20 protein-coding genes are annotated in these 16,216 nt (G+C 63.2%); 2 read left to right on the top strand and 18 right to left on the bottom strand.

Translation table 11 applies throughout. The annotated features are described in order from the left end of the window. Positions 1-247: 247 nt before the first annotated feature. Together N3J91_13105 and N3J91_13100 are read left to right on the top strand one after the other, a co-directional pair. Entirely contained in the window at positions 248-1,366 is a 1,119-nt protein-coding gene (locus N3J91_13105; protein MCX8157360.1) for a hypothetical protein, read from the top strand. A gap of 23 nt (positions 1,367-1,389) precedes the next feature. Further along, complete coding sequence (locus N3J91_13100; GenBank protein MCX8157359.1) at positions 1,390-3,417, top strand: PhnD/SsuA/transferrin family substrate-binding protein; 2,028 nt, start codon at positions 1,390-1,392, stop codon at positions 3,415-3,417. Positions 3,418-3,509: 92 nt separating this feature from the next. Here the strand turns inward: N3J91_13100 and N3J91_13095 are convergent, their stop codons facing one another. The 18 genes from N3J91_13095 to rpsN form a co-directional block, all read right to left on the bottom strand. Further along, positions 3,510-4,541 (bottom strand): WYL domain-containing protein, encoded by a 1,032-nt coding sequence (locus N3J91_13095; protein MCX8157358.1) that lies wholly within the window; start codon positions 4,539-4,541, stop codon positions 3,510-3,512. Between the two features lie 31 nt (positions 4,542-4,572). After that, the gene (gene rho, locus N3J91_13090; protein MCX8157357.1) at positions 4,573-5,709 is read right to left on the bottom strand and encodes a transcription termination factor Rho; all 1,137 of its coding nucleotides are present in this window, start codon (positions 5,707-5,709) and stop codon (positions 4,573-4,575) included. A 270-nt stretch (positions 5,710-5,979) separates the two neighbouring features. Next, the gene (gene asnS, locus N3J91_13085) at positions 5,980-7,341 is read right to left on the bottom strand and encodes an asparagine--tRNA ligase (protein ID MCX8157356.1); all 1,362 of its coding nucleotides are present in this window, start codon (positions 7,339-7,341) and stop codon (positions 5,980-5,982) included. A 126-nt stretch (positions 7,342-7,467) separates the two neighbouring features. Further along, on the bottom strand, positions 7,468-7,908 hold the full coding sequence (rplQ, locus tag N3J91_13080) for a 50S ribosomal protein L17 (protein ID MCX8157355.1): 441 nt from the start codon (positions 7,906-7,908) through the stop codon (positions 7,468-7,470). Between the two features lie 6 nt (positions 7,909-7,914). Then, positions 7,915-8,940 (bottom strand): DNA-directed RNA polymerase subunit alpha, encoded by a 1,026-nt coding sequence (locus N3J91_13075; protein MCX8157354.1) that lies wholly within the window; start codon positions 8,938-8,940, stop codon positions 7,915-7,917. A gap of 134 nt (positions 8,941-9,074) precedes the next feature. Beyond that, positions 9,075-9,683 (bottom strand): 30S ribosomal protein S4, encoded by a 609-nt coding sequence (gene rpsD, locus N3J91_13070; GenBank protein ID MCX8157353.1) that lies wholly within the window; start codon positions 9,681-9,683, stop codon positions 9,075-9,077. Positions 9,684-9,711: 28 nt separating this feature from the next. Continuing rightward, entirely contained in the window at positions 9,712-10,098 is a 387-nt protein-coding gene (gene rpsK, locus N3J91_13065; GenBank protein MCX8157352.1) for a 30S ribosomal protein S11, read from the bottom strand. Between the two features lie 264 nt (positions 10,099-10,362). Next, the gene (rpsM, locus tag N3J91_13060; GenBank protein MCX8157351.1) at positions 10,363-10,758 is read right to left on the bottom strand and encodes a 30S ribosomal protein S13; all 396 of its coding nucleotides are present in this window, start codon (positions 10,756-10,758) and stop codon (positions 10,363-10,365) included. A 20-nt stretch (positions 10,759-10,778) separates the two neighbouring features. Continuing rightward, complete coding sequence (rpmJ, locus tag N3J91_13055) at positions 10,779-10,892, bottom strand: 50S ribosomal protein L36 (GenBank protein ID MCX8157350.1); 114 nt, start codon at positions 10,890-10,892, stop codon at positions 10,779-10,781. Positions 10,893-10,907: 15 nt separating this feature from the next. After that, positions 10,908-11,138, bottom strand: a complete 231-nt coding sequence (gene infA, locus N3J91_13050) for a translation initiation factor IF-1 (GenBank protein MCX8157349.1) — start codon at positions 11,136-11,138, stop codon at positions 10,908-10,910. Further along, positions 11,099-11,893 carry a type I methionyl aminopeptidase gene (gene map / locus N3J91_13045; GenBank protein MCX8157348.1) on the bottom strand — a complete coding sequence of 265 codons (795 nt, stop codon included), beginning with the start codon at positions 11,891-11,893 and terminating at the stop codon, positions 11,099-11,101. The genes infA and map overlap by 40 nt, the downstream gene beginning before the upstream one ends. A 26-nt stretch (positions 11,894-11,919) precedes the next feature. Continuing rightward, on the bottom strand, positions 11,920-13,317 hold the full coding sequence (gene secY / locus N3J91_13040) for a preprotein translocase subunit SecY (protein MCX8157347.1): 1,398 nt from the start codon (positions 13,315-13,317) through the stop codon (positions 11,920-11,922). 23 nt (positions 13,318-13,340) lie between these two features. Beyond that, entirely contained in the window at positions 13,341-13,802 is a 462-nt protein-coding gene (gene rplO, locus N3J91_13035; GenBank protein ID MCX8157346.1) for a 50S ribosomal protein L15, read from the bottom strand. A gap of 31 nt (positions 13,803-13,833) precedes the next feature. Further along, positions 13,834-14,442: a 30S ribosomal protein S5 gene (gene rpsE / locus N3J91_13030; protein MCX8157345.1), complete on the bottom strand. Its 609-nt coding sequence runs from the start codon at positions 14,440-14,442 to the stop codon at positions 13,834-13,836. Positions 14,443-14,559: 117 nt separating this feature from the next. Beyond that, the gene (rplR, locus tag N3J91_13025; protein MCX8157344.1) at positions 14,560-14,925 is read right to left on the bottom strand and encodes a 50S ribosomal protein L18; all 366 of its coding nucleotides are present in this window, start codon (positions 14,923-14,925) and stop codon (positions 14,560-14,562) included. A 50-nt stretch (positions 14,926-14,975) separates the two neighbouring features. Continuing rightward, positions 14,976-15,512 carry a 50S ribosomal protein L6 gene (rplF, locus tag N3J91_13020; protein ID MCX8157343.1) on the bottom strand — a complete coding sequence of 179 codons (537 nt, stop codon included), beginning with the start codon at positions 15,510-15,512 and terminating at the stop codon, positions 14,976-14,978. Positions 15,513-15,531: 19 nt separating this feature from the next. Next, complete coding sequence (rpsH, locus tag N3J91_13015; protein ID MCX8157342.1) at positions 15,532-15,918, bottom strand: 30S ribosomal protein S8; 387 nt, start codon at positions 15,916-15,918, stop codon at positions 15,532-15,534. 9 nt (positions 15,919-15,927) lie between these two features. After that, positions 15,928-16,197, bottom strand: coding sequence for a 30S ribosomal protein S14 (gene rpsN / locus N3J91_13010; GenBank protein MCX8157341.1), 270 nt, complete (start codon positions 16,195-16,197; stop codon positions 15,928-15,930). Between the last annotated feature and the right edge of the window lie 19 nt (positions 16,198-16,216).

The raw sequence follows: 16,216 nt of genomic DNA, 5'->3' as shown, positions 1-16,216 counted from the left end.
AGAGGGGCTGCAGTCCGGCAGGCAGCCTCCCGCCCTGCCCTGCCCGGCACGGTTTGCCGAAGGGCAATATTTGCGCTTGAGGCTTTCCTTTTTTGAACGTTTGGGTCAATCTAAGGTCGAAACTAGTGAACGGTCAGCCCGGGCTCCCCCGGGGGGTGGAGCGTTACCATGGCGACTACCAACATATCGTCAGTCCGTCCTTTTCATGCGCCCAAATCCATTCGTCATCCGGCCACGCCCAAGGAGCGTGGGATGCAAAGCAACCTTCAGCGCAACCCTGCTGCTCGTGCTGAGTGCGATGCTCCTGCCTGTGCTCGCCCAGGAGGAGGGCACGGAGCAATCCAATCGCAAGCTGGAAAAGGCGCGCGCCGCTAATCCGGCATGGAAACCTAAATACAAGCAGGCAAACGTGATCAAGGTGCCGACGAAAGGCGGCACCATCAATAACTTCTGCCTCAACCAGCAAGGGAACCTGGTAGTTTGCGTGGGACCGGAAGCAAACCAAGGGCCCACCGAGCTGCAGGTCATTTCCCCCGCGGGCAAGGTGCTGGAGAAAATTCCCCTTAAATTCATCCCGCAAGCGATCTGCACCGATGCCCAAGGCTGCCTCTACGTGGCGGGCATCGGCAAGGTGTGCAAGCTCAACCCGCAAGGGAAAATCCTGCTGGAAATGCCCGCCCCGGCCTTGCAGGTGCCCGCCGCGGAGCAGGAAAAATGGAAGGAGCAAATCAAGGAGGAGATGGTGCGCGTGCGCAAGGAATACAAGGAAATGAATTCGGGCATGAAGGAGGCGGAACTGGATCGGTTGATGGAAAACCTGAGCAAGACGCTGGCGACCCGCCGCGGCCATGCCGCCGGCATTGCGGTTATTGGCGAGGAAGTTTTTGTTTCGGCCCCCTCCCCGGCGGAGTTTGGTTTCATGGTCTGGCGTCTGGACGCCAAACTATCCAACCCGGCGCGCTTTGTGGGCCGTCTTTCGGGGTGTTGCGGGCAGATGGACATTCAGGGGCGTGGCAGCCAACTGTGGCTGGCGCACAACGGCAAACACAAGGTGGAATGTTATGATGCCCAGGGCCGGCTGGTCACCCAGTTTGGCAAATTTGACCGCGCAGCGGCCGATGGTTTTGGCGGGTGCTGTGAACCGAAGAATCTCACCTTCGCCCCCAACGGCGACATTCTGGCGGCCGAATCCGGCCCGCCGGTGGTAGTAAAACGCTTCACACCGGACGGGAAGTTTCTGGGCGTGCTGGCCCACCCGACCTACAAGAACGGGTGTGTGCGGGTGTCGGTGGCGATGAGTGCCGACGAGAAAAAGCTTTTCCTGCTTAACACGGGGGACAATACCATTCACGTTTTCACCCGCTAACCGAGGCACGAGCTGCCGCCGTTATGACTTCCCGTTGGTTGAGGCTGGCCACGGCCGCAGGATGTTTGATTGCCGGTCTGCTCCGGGCCGCCGCGCCGGCCTCCCAGGCCGTGCCCCTGACGGTTTGGGTGATGGACCCCCTGGCGAAAGAGCTGTGTTGCGCCTGCGTGGCGGGCACCGGGCAGCGCGACTATGAGGCCTTGGGGCGCTATTTATCCAAAAGCCTGAAACGGGCGGTCAAGGTGGCGTTTGCCGCCAGCGAGGAGGCCGTGCACTCGGCCACGCTCCCCCGGGGCCCCGAGGTGGTGATCGGCAAGGAATCCATGATCGCGCATGCGGTGAAGTCCCGGGGCTGGCCCTTGCAGCCCCTGGCCCAGTTGACCGATTGGCAGGGCAGGACCACCTTGAGCGGCTTGTTTGTTGTGCCGACGGCCGATACCGCCCAGGACCTGGCTGATTTGGAAAACCGGGAGGTGTGGTTGGGGCCGGAGGAGGAAACGGAGAGGCACGCCGCCGCGCTGGACGCCCTGAGGGGGGCGGGAATCAAGCCGGGGAAGGTTGCCAGGATTTTGCCCAGTTGCACCACCACCGCCCAAGAGCTGCTGGACCACGCCGGGCAGCCGGCAGCGGTGGGGGTACTATCCAGCTATGCGCTGCCGTTGTTGGAGGGGTGCGGCAATATCCCGCCCCGTTCTCTGCGGGTGGTGGGGCGCACCGCGCCTGTGCCGTTCATTACGGTGTTCATCCATCGAGAGCTGGAGCCGTCCCTGACCGAGGCACTGGGCAAGGCATTGGAGGCCGTGGCCGGAGACCGCAAGCTCTGTCAGCGGCTGGAATCACGTGATGGGTTTGTCCCCTACGAGGACGTGAGCCAAGCCCTGCAGGAATGGCCCGGCTGGGGAGGCGCACTGCGGCGGGGATTGACGGCCCGGTTGCCCGCCGCTCTGCCCCAGCCCCTGCCCGTGCTTTGGGAGCGCAAGTTGAATCACGCCGGCCTGGGGGGTGTGGCCGCCGCCGAGGGGTACGTGGTGGTGAGCGACCGCGATCCCCTGGACGAGGCGGACTTGTGGCGGTGTTTCCGCGCGGAGACGGGCGAAGTGGTTTGGACGCTGGCGCAGCGCACCCGCGGGCCGCGACTGGATTATGGCAACTCCCCGCGCGCCACGCCCCTGCTGGCCCGGGGCCGGGCCTATCTGTTGGGGGCGTATGGGGATTTGCTGGCGGTGGAGCTGGCGAGTGGCAAGATTTTGTGGAAACGGCATCTGGTCAAGGATTTCCAAGGCCGCATGCCCCATTGGGGTTATGCCAATTCGCCGCTTCTGTTTGAAAACCGGCTGTGGGTGCTGCCAGGGGGCACCAAGAATTTTCTGGTGGGACTGGATCCAGCCAGCGGCAAACTGCTGTGTTCAGGTGCCGGCAGCGGCCAGCCGGGTTATGCGGCGCTGGTGGCCGGGGAGTGGCATGGCCAGAGCCAGGTGGTGGCTTACGAGGAAAAAAGTTTGGGCGGCTGGGAGACGCAAAGCGGGCGGCGCTTGTGGAAACTGACGCCTCCAGAAGAAGGGGACTTCAACGTGCCCACGCCGGTGCCGCTGGGCGATGGGCTGGTGTTGGCCACAGAAAATAATGGCTGCCGCTGGCATCGCTTTGATCGGCGGGGCCGGTTGAATCCGCAGCCTATCGGGGTGGCGCAAAACCTGCGGCCGGTGACTGCCACGCCCGTGGTGGCAGGGCAGCGCCTGGTGGGCAACAGTGACGGCCTGCTTGGCCTGGAGTGGCGCACAGATTTGAAGCAGTGGGTGACCCTTTGGAAAAAGGAGGAGGAGGCGTGGGGCGAGCATGTCTCTTTCATCACCGATGGTGAAAGAGTGCTGTGCCTGGGTTACCACGGGGACCTGCTCCTGCTGGATGCCACGGCACCGGATTTCCGGCCCCTCTCCCAGCAGCGCCTGTTTGAGGAGGACGCGGAGTTGTACGCCTTTCCTGCCGTGGCCCGGGGCAGGCTCTACGTCCGCGGCCCCAAGGTTTTGCGGTGCCTGGGTTTGGGGAAATAATGAGCGGCGTGCCATACCGGCGGGGAGGTCATGCGCGGGAGGACCCGCCGGCGAAACGTGGCTGACACGCAGGCCCCGCTTGCGCGCCGCGCTCAGGCCTTGCGGGAGGGAGCTGCCGGCGGTTGCTCCAGAATCCGCTCCGCCGCCTGGCGCACGGCGGCGGCGAGTTCAGGCGGCTCGATCACCCGGCAATGGCCGCCCCAGCTCAAAACCCACCGCTGCACTTCGGACAGGCCGGAGAGGCGGAAGGTCACCTCCACGCCGCCCTCGGGCAGATCGCGCAGCTCCTGAGTTTCGTGCCATTTTTTTTCGCGCAGATAATCGGCGGCCTCGGGCGTGAAGCGCAGGATCACGCGGTAATCCCCCCTGCCCTGCATCACCCCGAAACTGCCACGCAGCCAGTTCTCCAGGGAGAATTTTTTGGGGCGCTGGAAGGTTTTGCCCGTGGGCGTGGCGGACTGAATGCGCATGGGCACAAACGTGCGGGGGGCCTGGCGCAGATGGTCGTAGGCGAAGAGGTACCATTCTCCGTTGATGTTGGCCAGGTGAAAGGGATCCACGAGGCGCTCCTCCACCGGCCCGCCGCCGGGCTTGCGGTAGCGCAGGCGCAACTGGCGGCGGTGGCTCACCGCATCGGCGAGCGTGCGAAACACCTCCAAATCCAGCAATGGCTCGACGCGGGTGCGGAAGGAGATGCTTTGCTGGAGGTCTTGCAGCGCCACACTAATGGTCTCAGGCAGGCCGGCAGCGATTTTTTCAATGGCCGCCAGGAGCGGTTTTTCAAAGGGCGTGCCGCGATATTGTCCCAGGGCTTTTTCGGCGAGGACGAGGGCAAACAATTCGCCTTCGCTGATGCTGACCGCCGGCAAATCCGTCACCGGCGCGGTGTAATAGTAACCGTTGCGCCGCGGGTCAAAAGCCAGCGGCAGCTCCAGGCGGTCGCGCATGAATTCGAGGTCGCGGTAAATCGTTTTGGGATTGACCTCCAGCTCCTGCGCCAACTGCCGCGCGTTGGGGTATTTGCCGTTGGCGATCTCGTGATGGATGCGCCGCACCCGGTCCAGCGGCGGACGGGTGAACTGGGCCGTCCGATCGGGCGCTTTTCTGGTGGCGCGCTTGCCCATGAGCCCGGCACAGCCGCGGGGCATTCAGCCCTCAGCCACGATCGAGCTTGGCCAGCAGCTCGTCATTGGTCTTGTGCTTCTTGCAGGCGGCAATGAGGGTTTCCATGGCCTCCACCGGGTTGAGGTCCACCATCATGCGCCGCAATTTGCGCACGGACTCAATTTGATGCTTGGGGAAGAGTTTTTCCTCCTTGCGGGTGCCGCTGCGGGGGATGTCAATCGCCGGGAAGAGGCGGCGGTCGCTGAGCTTGCGATCCAGCACCAGCTCCATGTTGCCGGTGCCCTTGAACTCCTGAAAGATCAGCTCGTCCATGCGGCTGCCCGTTTCCACCAGCGCGGTGGCGATGATGGTGAGGGAGCCGCCTTCCTCGATTTTGCGGGCGGCGGCAAACATTTTGCGGGGGATTTCCAACGCCCGGGCGTCCACCCCGCCGGTCATGGTGCGGCCGGAGCCGCCATGGACGCTGTTGTAGGCGCGGGCCACGCGGGTGATGGAGTCCAGCAGGACGAAGACGTCTTTCTTGGCCTCGACCATGCGGCGGCAGCGCTCGATCATGAAGCGCGAGAGGCGCACATGGGTCTCCAGGTCCTGGTCATTGGAGGAAGCCACGACCTCGGCCTTCACCGAGCGCTGGAAGTCGGTCACCTCCTCCGGCCGCTCGTCAATGAGCAGGACCAGGACATGGACTTCCGGGTGATTGGCGGTAATGGCGTTGGCAATTTGCTTGAGGATGGTGGTCTTGCCGGTGCGCGGCGGAGCCACGATCAGGCCGCGGGTGCCCTTGCCAATGGGGGTCACCAGGTCAATGATGCGCGTTTCGATGAGGTCGGGGGTGGTTTCGAGTTTGAACTTTTCCACCGGGTCAATGGTGGTCAGGTTCTCAAAGCGCAAGGTCTTGACGTACTCCTGGAAGGGCATGCCGTTGACCTTTTCCACCGTGCGCAACTGCGGGCTGGTGCCCCGGTGCGGGGGCTGTAGCGTGCCCTCCACCAGCGCCCCTTCCCGCAGGAAACTGCGCTTGATGGTGTCGGGCGTCACGAAGATGTCGGTGGGCTTGGGCGCAAAGAAGTTGTCAGGAGACCGCAAAAAGCCGAAGCCCTTTTCCGAGATTTCCAAATACCCCGAACCGTAGTCGGGATAATGGGCCGAATTGGAATGTGAACCCATAAGGTATCTACCTAGCTATCCAGTATTGTGTTGTGTCACCAGGCCATGGAACATCCTGAAACCAACCCCGAAACGTTTTGAACGTTGAACTTTCGGGAAAGCCGCTGCACTCCCATGAACACTACCAGTTAATGCTGTGCTGACGCGGCCGCGCCTGTGACAACCTAAAACTAACCCATTTTCCCCCGGATGCAACAATTATTTTTTCGCGCACCGCCCCAGGTGACCCGCCGCGGGCATTCCCCGCGCTACGCCAGGGCCGGAGCGGTTCTAAAAATCGGCGTTTTTGGGCGTGCGGGCGAAGGGGATGACGTCGCGGATGTTGCCCACTCCGGTCAGGAACATGATGAGCCGCTCAAAACCCAGGCCAAAACCGGCGTGGGGCACGGTGCCGAATTTGCGCAGGTCGGCATACCACCAGTAGTCGGCCGGGTTGAGCCGGTGAAAGGCCATCTGCTCCTGGAGGCGGTCGGGACGCTCTTCGCGCTGGGCGCCGCCGATGACCTCCCCGATGCCGGGCACCAGGACGTCCATGGCCGTGACGGTCCGGCCATCGTCATTGACGCGCATGTAGAAGGGTTTAATTTCGCGCGGGTAATTAAAGACGGTGACCGGGCATTTGAAATGCTCCTCCGTGAGGTAGCGCTCATGCTCGGATTGCAGGTTGACGCCGTAGCGCACGGGAAACTCAAAGGCCCTGCCCGAGGCCTGCAGGATCTCAATGGCGTCAGTGTAGGGAAGGCGCTGGAAGGGGCGCTCCACCACAAACTTGAGGCGGGTGGTGACTTCCTTGTCCACGAACTTGTTGAAGAAGGCGAGGTCCTCGGCGCAATGATCCAGCATGTGGGCGGCCATGGCCTTGATGAACTCCTCGGCCAGGTCCATGTCCGCCGCCAGGTCGCAAAATGCCATTTCCGGCTCGATCATCCAAAACTCCGCCGCGTGGCGTGCGGTGTTCGAGTTTTCGGCGCGGAAGGTGGGGCCAAAGGTGTAAATGCGCGAGAGCGCGCAGGCCAGGGCCTCCCCTTCGAGCTGGCCGCTCACGGTGAGGTAGGCCGGCCTGCCGAAGAAATCGTCCTCCGGTTTTTCGCCCGGCTCGCCCTTGAGGGTGGTCACCCGAAACATCTCGCCGGCCCCTTCGCAGTCGCTGGTGGTGATGATGGGGGTATGGACATAGACGAAGTCGCGCTCCTGAAAGAACTGGTGTACGGCGTGGGCCAGCCGGCTGCGGGTGCGAAAGACGGCACCGAAGAGATTGGAGCGCGGGCGGAGGTGCGCAATGGTGCGCAGAAACTCCAGCGAGTGCCCTTTTTTCTGGAGGGGATAGGTGGCATCGGCCGGCCCCACCAGCTCGACGCGGCGGGCATGGACCTCCCACTTCTGGCCGGCGGCGGGCGAGGGCACCAGCGCGCCCTGAATGATCACCGAGGCGCCGGTGAGGATGTGGGTGATTTCGGCATTGGTTGGCGTGCCATCATTCACCACCACCTGGAGGTTGGCGAGGCAGGAGCCGTCATTGATTTCAAAAAAGGAAAAGCCCTTGGCATCGCGGCGGGTGCGCACCCAGCCCTTGACAATGACCTCCTCCCGGGGCGCCTGTGCGTGCAACAAGTGTTTGATCAGTTGATGCATGGCGGGAGGATAATCGCCGGAGCGCGCAGGGACAAAAGAAAAGTGCAGGGACAAGCCAACGCGGGCCAACAAAAAACCCGCGTCACGGGGACGCGGGTTGTTGTGCCATTCAATCAGGCGGTCAGATTACTTGGACGCGCCCGCCGTGGCGGCCGGAGCCGGGGCGGCGGCTTTTTCCTCCGTCGTCTTGGGCGCCTCGGTTTCGGTCACCGGCAGTTCAACCCATTCCAGGATGGCCTGCTGGGCGGCGTCGCCGCGGCGCTGGCCGAGCTTGACGATGCGGGTATAACCGCCGGGACGGTTTTTCTGGGCCGGCGCGATCTGGTTGAAGAGAATCTTGACGGCATCCTCCTGATGCAACCGGGCGGCGGCGAGGCGGCGAGCATGCAAGGTGCCCCGTTTGCCGAGGGTGACCATTTTCTCGGCCAGGCTGCGCGCGGCGCGGGCCTTGGCGAGGGTGGTGGTCACGCGTTTGTGTTTAATCAGGCTGCAGACCAGGTTGGCCAGCATGGCATTGCGATGCTGGAACTGGCGGCCAAGCTTGGCGGTACGTTTCAAATGGCGCATAAAGCATCAATCGTTGGCAAGGAGGTTCTTGATGTCGTCGCGGGCCGAGGAGGAGCCTGCCGGGGCGGGCGCCGCCTCAATGAGGTCCGGGTCAAAGTGCATGCCCAGGGTGAGGCCCAGCGCGGCGAGTTTTTCTTTGATTTCGTTGAGCGATTTCTTGCCGAAGTTGCGGTATTTGAGCATTTCGGACTCGGTCTTCATGGCCAACTGGCCCACGGTGGTGATGTTGGCGTTGTTAAGGCAGTTGGCGGCGCGGACGCTCAGCTCGATTTCGTTGACGCTCATGTTGAGCAGTTTCTTGAGCTTGGCGCGCTCGTCGTCCTGGCGGTCCACCTGCTCTTCAAATTCGACCGCGTTCTTGTCGTAGCCGACAAAGACATCCAGATGCTTCTGCAGGATGGCCGAGGCCTGGGTGAGGGCATCATCGGGAGAAAGGCGGCCGTCGGTCCAGATTTCAAGGATCAGGCGGTCATAGTCCGTGCGCTGCCCCACGCGAGCGGCTTCCACGGAGTATTTCACCCGGGTCACCGGCGAGAAGATGGAGTCAATGGGGATGACGCCGATGGCCTGGTCAGGTTTTTTGTTCTCGTCGCCCGGGCAGAAACCGCGGCCCACCTTGACGGTGAGTTCCATCTCCAGCTTGCGCTTTTTGTCAAGGGTGCAGATTTTCTGCTTGGGGTTGACCAGCTCGAGGTTTTGGTTGAGCTGAATGTCCTCCGCCAGCACGTCGCCTTCCTTGTTGACCGACAGGTACAGCACCTGTTCCTCGCGGGTGTGCGCCTTGAAGCGGATTTTCTTGAGGTTCAGCACGATGTCGGTGACGTCTTCGACGACCCCGTCCACGGTGGCAAATTCATGCATGGCGCCCTCGATGCGCACACTGGTGATGGCCGCCCCCTCGAGGGAGGAGAGCAGCACCCGGCGCAGCGAGTTGCCGATGGTGTGGCCGTAGCCGGTTTCAAACGGCTCGGCGATGAACTTGGCGTAGGTTTCGGTGGCGGTGGTTTCTTCCTTGACCAACCGCTTGGGCATCTCGAAACGGCCTAGACGAACTGGCATAGTTTTTTCCTTTCCGGCAAATTTAACCTGGCGGCCTCCGGGGATTTATTCCCGCCACCCGGAAGCGCCCGTATATTTGCCCTGCCCTACGCGGGGCGAGTTATGGTTTAGCGGGAATAAAATTCGACGACGGCCTGTTCATTGGCGATGGGCTGGATTTCGTCACGCGACGGAATGCGCACGACCCGCCCTTTGAAATTGTCCTTGTCGAGCAGCAACCAGTCGGGCACGGCGCGGCTGGTGGAGCTTTCCAGGTTGCGCGTGGCCATCTGGCGGCTGACGTTGTGGTTGCGCACTTCAATCTCGTCGTTGACCTTCAGGGTGTAGGACGGGATGTTCACCTTGCGGCCGTTGACGCGGATGTGGCCATGGGTGACCATCTGGCGCGCGGCCGGGCGGGTGGGGGCAAAGCCCAGGTGATAAACCACATTGTCCAGCCGGCACTCGAGCAGTTGCAACATCTGCTCGCCGGTGACGCCGCGGCGGCGCAGGGCCTTTTCGTAGACGCCGCGGAACTGGCGCTCCTGCAGGCCGTAATAGTAGCGGAGCTTCTGCTTTTCAATCAGACCCAGAGCGTAATCGGTGACCTTGCGGCGCGCCTTGGGACCGTGCACGCCCGGCCCATATTGGCGGCGCTCCAAATATTTGGAGGGGCCAAAGATGGGGGTCTTGAACCGACGGCTGATGCGAACGCGTGGACCGGTGTAGTGTGCCATGAGCTTCGGAAATTATAAAGGGTTATGGTTAGACACGGCGTTTCTTGCGCGGACGGCACCCGTTGTGCGGCACGGGGGTGACGTCCTTGATGATGGTGATTTCCAGGCCGATGGCCTGCAACGCCCGGATGGCGGCCTCCCGGCCGGAGCCGGGGCCTTTGACGTGGACCTCGACTTCCTTCATGCCGTGGGACATGGCCTGGCGGGCGGCCTCCTGGGCCACCTGCTGGGCGGCGAAGGCGGTGCTTTTGCGGGAGCCTTTGAAGCCCACGCGGCCGGCCGTGGCCCAGCCGATCACGTTGCCGTGCATGTCCGTGATGCTGACCTGGGTGTTGTTGAAGGTGGCCAGAATGTGGGCAATGCCGCTGACAATGTTTTTGGCACCCTTGGCCTTGACGATTTTTTTAGCGGCCAGATCATCGCCCAGCAGCTCGGCCGCCGTGGGCGCCGAGGCTGCCGCAGGCGGAGCACCGGCGGCGGCGTCAGCAGCAGGCTTGGCCTCCGCCCCGGGTTTGGCATCGGACGCCTTGGCGTCCGCCGCCTTGCCCTCAGCGGGAGCGGCTTTCTTGCCAGCCTTGGCCGGCTTTTCCGCGGCCGGAGCGCCGGTTTCCGGTTTGGATTCCTTGGGAGCAGGAGCGGGTTTTTTGGTCTCGTCAGACATAGCAGGTTAAACAGGGTATTAGTGGATGCCAGCCTTGGCGTTGGGATTGCGGACCACGCCGACGGTCTTGCGCGGGCCTTTGCGCGTGCGGGCGTTGGTCTGGGTGCGCTGGCCGCGGACGGGCAGGCCGCGCAGGTGGCGGATGCCGCGATAGCATTTGATGGCCTGGAGGCGCTTAAGGTTCAGACCGATTTCGCGGCGCAAATCACCCTCGATCACGTACTTGCCTTCCTGGATGGCGTGCACGATTTGGGAAAGCTGCTGCTCGGTCAAATCCTTGGCGCGCGTGCCCAGGGGGATGTTGGCGCGGCGGCAGATTTCCAGCGCCGTGGTGGGCCCGATGCCGTAGATGTAGCGGAGGGCGATTTCGATGCGTTTGTCGCCCGGGATTTCAACGCCGATGATGCGTGCCATAGTGTTCTTCAGTTAAAAGCTCAACCTTGCCGCTGCTTGTGGCGCGGATTGGTGCAAATGACGCGGATGACGCCTTTGCGCTTAATAATCTTGCAATTCTCGCACAGTTTTTTCACCGATGCCCGTATTTTCATAACTTCACTCCAAATTCAACCTTGGGGGGCGTCCACGCGCCCCACCAGCCGCCCCTTGCTCAGGTCCAGAGGCGAAAGTTCCGCCACCACGCGCTGGCCGAGGGCGTAGCGGTCGCCCGCCGCCGCGCGCCGGGCCGTGACAAAGGCCAGGAATTGATGGCCGTTGGCCAACTGCACCCGGTACAACCGCTCCTGGAGCACGGCGATCACGACGCCCTCAGCGCGAATGGTGTTTGACTCGTGCACGTCAGGATTTCCGGCGCGCCCTCCGTCACCAGGACGGTGTGCTCAAAATGGGCGGACAGTGAACCATCCTCGGTCACCACTGTCCAGCCATCTTTCAAACGTTTCACGCCGGGCCGGCCGGCATTGACCATCGGCTCGATGGCCAGGGTCATCCCCGGCCGAAGCAACGGCGAAACGCGGCCCGGCTCGACAAAATTGGGCACCTGCGGCTCTTCGTGCATGTGGCGGCCCACGCCGTGGCCCACGAATTCACGCACCACGCTGAAGCCCTGGCTCTCCACATGCTCCTGCACGGCCCGCGAGATGTCGCGCACGCGGTTGCCGGCGACGGCCGCGGCGATGCCGCGCTGCAACGCGGTTTCCGTGGTTTCCAACAGGCGCAGGGCCACGGGGTCCGTGCAGCCGCCGGCCGCCACGGTGCGGGCGTTGTCGCCCACAAAACCTTCATAATACACGCCCACGTCAATACTGACAAGGTCGCCAAAGGCAATGCGGCGCGGGCCGGCCAGCCCATGCACCACCTGCTCGTTGATGGAGATGCAGGTGTGGCACGGGTACTTGAGGCTGCCCACCCGATACCCCAAAAAGGCGCTGCGGGCGTTGTAATGTTTGATGCGCTCGGCGGCGTAGTCGTCCAGCTCCCGGGTGGTCACCCCCGGGGCCACCGCGGCGGCGACTTCATCCAAAACCGCGCGGGCCACGCGGCAGGCTGCCCGCATGGCTTCAAGGTCGCGTCCGGTTTTGATGACGATCATGCTCGTGATCCCTCGGGTTCGGCCGGTTAGATGCGCCCGCGCAGGCGGCCTTTCTTCAAGAAGCCGTCGTAGTGGCGCATCAGGAGGTGGGTTTCCATCTGGCGCATGGTGTCCAGCATCACGCCCACGGTGATGAGCAGGCTGGTGCCGCCAAAGAACTGGCCCACCTGATAGGGCACATTCATCACCTTATACAGCAGGTCCGGTATCACCGCAATGACAGTGAGGAAGACCGCGCCCGCCAGGGTGATGCGGCTCATGGCATGGTGCAGAAAATCGCTGGTGGCCTGGCCGGGGCGCACCCCCGGGATGTAACCGCCGTATTTCTTCAGGTCATCGGCGATCTGGATTTCATTGAACTGGGTGGCGACCCAGAAGTAGGAGAAGAACATGATCATCAGGCCGTAAATCAGGAAGTAGGCCGGTTCCCCGTGATTGAGGGAGGCGCCAATGGCGCGGAAGATGCCCTTGAGGCCGGCGCCCACGCCGGGCAGGTTGCCCAGGCTTTCCATGATTTTCTGGGGAAACATGAGGATGGCCTGGGCGAAGATGATCGGCATGACGCCCGCATAATTGACGCGCAGCGGCATGAACGAGGTGCCGCCCTGATAGACCTTGCGGCCCACCGCGCGCTGGGCGTACTGGACGGCCACCTTGCGCTGGGCCTGGGTGATGGCTATGGTGCCCGCCACCACCGCCGCGAGCATGATCACCAGGAAGACCGCGTGGAAGATGGTGAACTTCTCGGCAATGGCGCCCCCGGAGGAGAACATGTCCAGCAGCGCATGGGCGGCCTGGGGCACCCGGGCCAGGATGCCGATGGTGATGATGAGGGAGACGCCGTTGCCGATGCCGCGCTCGCTGATCTGCTCGCCCAGCCACATCAGCAACAGGGTGCCGGTGGTGAGGATGACGGTGGTTTGGATGCGGTAGAACCAGCCGGGGTTGCGTACCAGGTCCTGATCCAGGCCCTGGAACATTTCCCGGGGGTTTTCCCAGACGTGGGCCATGATCATGCCCCAGCCCAGGCAGAGCAGCACGGTGAGATAGCGGCCGTACTGGATGATTTTGGGGCGGCCGCCCTCCTCGCGGGCCAGTTTGCTGAGGCGGGGGATGACGGCGGTCAGCAACTGGATGATGATGGTGGCGCTGATGTAGGGCATGATGCCCAGCGAGCCGATGGCGCACCGTTCCAGGGCGCCGCCGGTGAAGAGGCTGTACATGCCCATGAGGCCACCGCCCTGCCCCTGCTGTCGCTCCAGCTCACGGAAGTGCTCAAACAGCACCGAGCCGTCAATTCCGGGGATGGGGATGACCGCCACCAACCGGCACACAGCCAGGATAAACAAGGTGAACAGGATGCGGGACTTCAGCTCCGGAATCCTGAAGGCATTGGTGAAGGTGTTGGCGATTTTGGCGAGCATAACCCCTGAATATCCCCTGAGAATCAAGCCTTGGCCGCCGCGGCGGCCGTTTCACACACCCCGCCCAGCGCTTCAATTTTGGCGCGGGCCGAAGCGCTGAACGCATGGGCCACCACGGTCAGTTTTTTCTTCAATTCACCCTTGCCCAGAATCTTGATGCCGTCGGCCCGCCCGTTGGCGAGACCGGTTTGGCGCAGCAGGGCCTCGTCCACGCGGGCGCCGTCGTCGAAACGGTTCAACGCCTCGAGATTGACCGGCAGGTAACGGACGGCAAAGCGGGCATTGTTGAAGCCGCGCTTGGGCAGGCGGCGGATGAGCGGCATCTGGCCGCCCTCGAAAGTGGGCCGGATGGAGCTGCCCGAGCGGGCGGTCTGACCCTTGCCGCCACGGCCGCTGGTTTTGCCGTGACCGCTGGATTCGCCGGCGCCGAGCCGTTTGCGGCGGTGCTTGGCGCCCGGCCGGGGGTTCAAATCATGTAAACGCATAGGCTAAATGTCAGTTGGCGTTCAAAAAAGGTTACACGGCGGCCGGAGCTTCCGGGGCGGCGGCCGGCGCGGCCTCCGCTGTGGGAGCGCGCAACGGCAGGCCGCGGCTGTAGTAAATCTGCTCGCGCAGGCGCAGGCGCAACAACGCATTCAAGGTGGCCTTGACCACGTTGGCGGCGTTTTTGCTGCCCAGGGACTTGGTCAACACATCGCGCACGCCCGCCGATTCGAGCACGGCGCGGACGGTCTTGCCCGCAATGATGCCGGTACCGGGCGAGGCGGGGCGCAGCAAAACGCGGGCCCCGTCGTATTCGGAGAAAACTTCGTGCGGGATGGTGGCGTCCTTGAGCCAGACCTTGACCATGTTGCGGCGGGCCACTTCGCCGCCCTTGCGGATGGCGTCGGCCACTTCGCCGGCCTTGCCCAGGCCCACGCCCACCATGCCCTTGCGGTCGCCCACCACCACGAGGGCGGAGAAACTGAAGCGGCGCCCGCCCTTGACCACCTTGGCGGAGCGGTTGATGAAGACCACTTTCTCCATCAACTCTTCGCCGGCCTGGCCATCCTGGGCCTCGGCCGATTCGGCGGATTGACGGCCCCGGCCCCGGCGGCCACGGCCACCGCCGCGTGATTCGCCCACTTCTCCGCCACGGACATCAGCGGGGGGGGCATGCTGTTCCTGCTCCTGCTCGAGGGCAGGGTCCAGGTTTTCGTTTTTGGGATTTTCAGCCACGGTGACAGCTCCTGTTCAATGAGGTTAAAACTTCAAGCCCGCTTCGCGCGCGGCATCCGCCAGCGCCTTGACCTTGCCATGATAACGGTTGCTGCCGCGATCGAACACCACCGCCGTGATGCCTTTGGCCAGGGCCGCCTCGGCGGCCCGGCGGCCAATGATGGCGGCCGACTGGACGTTGGCTTTGAGCTTGCCCACGTCGGGCAGGGGCTTGACCCGGGTGGAGGCCGAGGCCAGGGTCACGCCGCGGACATCGTCCACAAACTGGACGTAAATATGTTTGCCGGTGAAGCAGACGCTCATGCGGGGCCGCTGGGCGGTGCCGGTGATTTTCTTGCGCACCCGCCAGTGGCGGAGGGTGGCCAGACGATGTTTAACTTCGGTTCTCATGGTGTTCACGGGCCACGGATTGGGCCGTAGCCCCATCACTTAAAGCACGGTTATTGGACGGTCTTGCCTTCCTTGCGGATGATGCGCTCACCCACATAGCGGATGCCTTTGCCTTTGTAGGGCTCGGGCGGGTAGAAGGCGCGCAAATCGGCAGCCACCTGCCCCACCTGCTGGCGGTCGGGGCCTTCCACGGTGATGCGGGTGTTTTCCTCCACGGTGACCTTCACCTGGTCGGGCAGGTCATAGTTGATGGGATGGGAATAGCCCAGGTTGAGGGTGACGGTCTTGCCCGCCACGGAGGCCTTGAAGCCCACGCCGTGGATTTCGAGCTTTTTAACAAAGCCCTCGGTGACGCCCCGCACCATGTTGTTGAGGATGGCGCGGCTCAGGCCATGGAGGGCCTTGGCCTGGGCGTCGTCGCCCTCGCGGTGGACCACCAGTTTGCCGCTTTCGACGGCGGCAGTGGTGCGCTGGGGCAAGTCATACTTGAGCTTGCCCTTGGGACCTTCCACCAGGACGGTGTGGCCCTTGATGTCCACCTTGACCTTGGGCGGGATCACAATCGGTTGTTTGCCAATACGCGACATAAGCAGCAAGCGTTAAGGATTACCAGACGTAACAGAGCACCTCGCCGCCCAGATGGTTTTTGCGCGCCTCGGCATCGGTCATGAGACCGCGGGAGGTGGAGAGGACGGCAATGCCCAGTCCGCCCCGCACGCGCGGGGCCGAGGTGGCGGCGGTGTAGATGCGGCGGCCGGGTTTGCTGACCCGCTGCAAGCCTTCGATGACCGGCCGGCGGCCTTCGTATTTGAGGTGCAGTTTGAGGGTTTTGACCGCCTGGCCGGCGACGGTGAATTCGGCGATGTAGCCTTCGCGCTTGAGAATGGCGGCGAGGCTTTCCTTCAAACGGGAATGCGGCACCTCCACGGCGGGCTGGCCCGCGTGGGCGGCGTTGCGGAGGCGCGTCAACATGTCGGCAATGGGGTCGCTCATAGGACAGGGTTACCAGCTAGCTTTGGTGACGCCGGGGATGAGGCCCTGGAGGGCGAGTTCCCGGAAGGTCAGACGGGAGCAGTTGAATTTGCGGAAATAGCCGTGGCGGCGGCCGCTGATGGGGCAGCGGTTGACCACGCGCACGGGACTGGAGTTGCGCGGCAGCTTGGCCAGGGCCGCGTAATCGTGCTTGGCCTTCAGCTCGGCGCGCTTGGCGGCATACTTCTTGACCAGCGCCATGCGTTTCTTGTTGCGTTCGGACCAGGATTTTTTCGCCATATCAATTCCAGCAAAAAAG

The sequence above is a fragment of the Verrucomicrobiia bacterium genome, assembly GCA_026414565.1.
Classification (GTDB): domain Bacteria; phylum Verrucomicrobiota; class Verrucomicrobiia; order Limisphaerales; family Fontisphaeraceae; genus Fontisphaera.
Note: the sequence above shows the minus strand (reverse complement) of the source record. Positions and strands in the feature narration are given on the sequence as shown.

Bases quoted from the DNA above. Each gene is read 5' to 3' on its own strand.
- N3J91_13100 (MCX8157359.1), top strand. From the start codon at position 1,390: ATGACTTCCCGTTGGTTGAGGCTGGCCACGGCCGCAGGATGTTTGATT.
- N3J91_13095 (MCX8157358.1), bottom strand. From the start codon at position 4,541: ATGGGCAAGCGCGCCACCAGAAAAGCGCCCGATCGGACGGCCCAGTTC.
- rho (MCX8157357.1), bottom strand. From the start codon at position 5,709: ATGGGTTCACATTCCAATTCGGCCCATTATCCCGACTACGGTTCGGGG.
- asnS (MCX8157356.1), bottom strand. From the start codon at position 7,341: ATGCATCAACTGATCAAACACTTGTTGCACGCACAGGCGCCCCGGGAG.
- rplQ (MCX8157355.1), bottom strand. From the start codon at position 7,908: ATGCGCCATTTGAAACGTACCGCCAAGCTTGGCCGCCAGTTCCAGCAT.
- N3J91_13075 (MCX8157354.1), bottom strand. From the start codon at position 8,940: ATGCCCAAGCGGTTGGTCAAGGAAGAAACCACCGCCACCGAAACCTAC.
- rpsD (MCX8157353.1), bottom strand. From the start codon at position 9,683: ATGGCACACTACACCGGTCCACGCGTTCGCATCAGCCGTCGGTTCAAG.
- rpsM (MCX8157351.1), bottom strand. From the start codon at position 10,758: ATGGCACGCATCATCGGCGTTGAAATCCCGGGCGACAAACGCATCGAA.
- rpmJ (MCX8157350.1), bottom strand. From the start codon at position 10,892: ATGAAAATACGGGCATCGGTGAAAAAACTGTGCGAGAATTGCAAGATT.
- map (MCX8157348.1), bottom strand. From the start codon at position 11,893: ATGATCGTCATCAAAACCGGACGCGACCTTGAAGCCATGCGGGCAGCC.
- secY (MCX8157347.1), bottom strand. From the start codon at position 13,317: ATGCTCGCCAAAATCGCCAACACCTTCACCAATGCCTTCAGGATTCCG.
- rplO (MCX8157346.1), bottom strand. From the start codon at position 13,802: ATGCGTTTACATGATTTGAACCCCCGGCCGGGCGCCAAGCACCGCCGC.
- rplR (MCX8157344.1), bottom strand. From the start codon at position 14,925: ATGAGAACCGAAGTTAAACATCGTCTGGCCACCCTCCGCCACTGGCGG.
- rplF (MCX8157343.1), bottom strand. From the start codon at position 15,512: ATGTCGCGTATTGGCAAACAACCGATTGTGATCCCGCCCAAGGTCAAG.
- rpsH (MCX8157342.1), bottom strand. From the start codon at position 15,918: ATGAGCGACCCCATTGCCGACATGTTGACGCGCCTCCGCAACGCCGCC.
- rpsN (MCX8157341.1), bottom strand. From the start codon at position 16,197: ATGGCGAAAAAATCCTGGTCCGAACGCAACAAGAAACGCATGGCGCTG.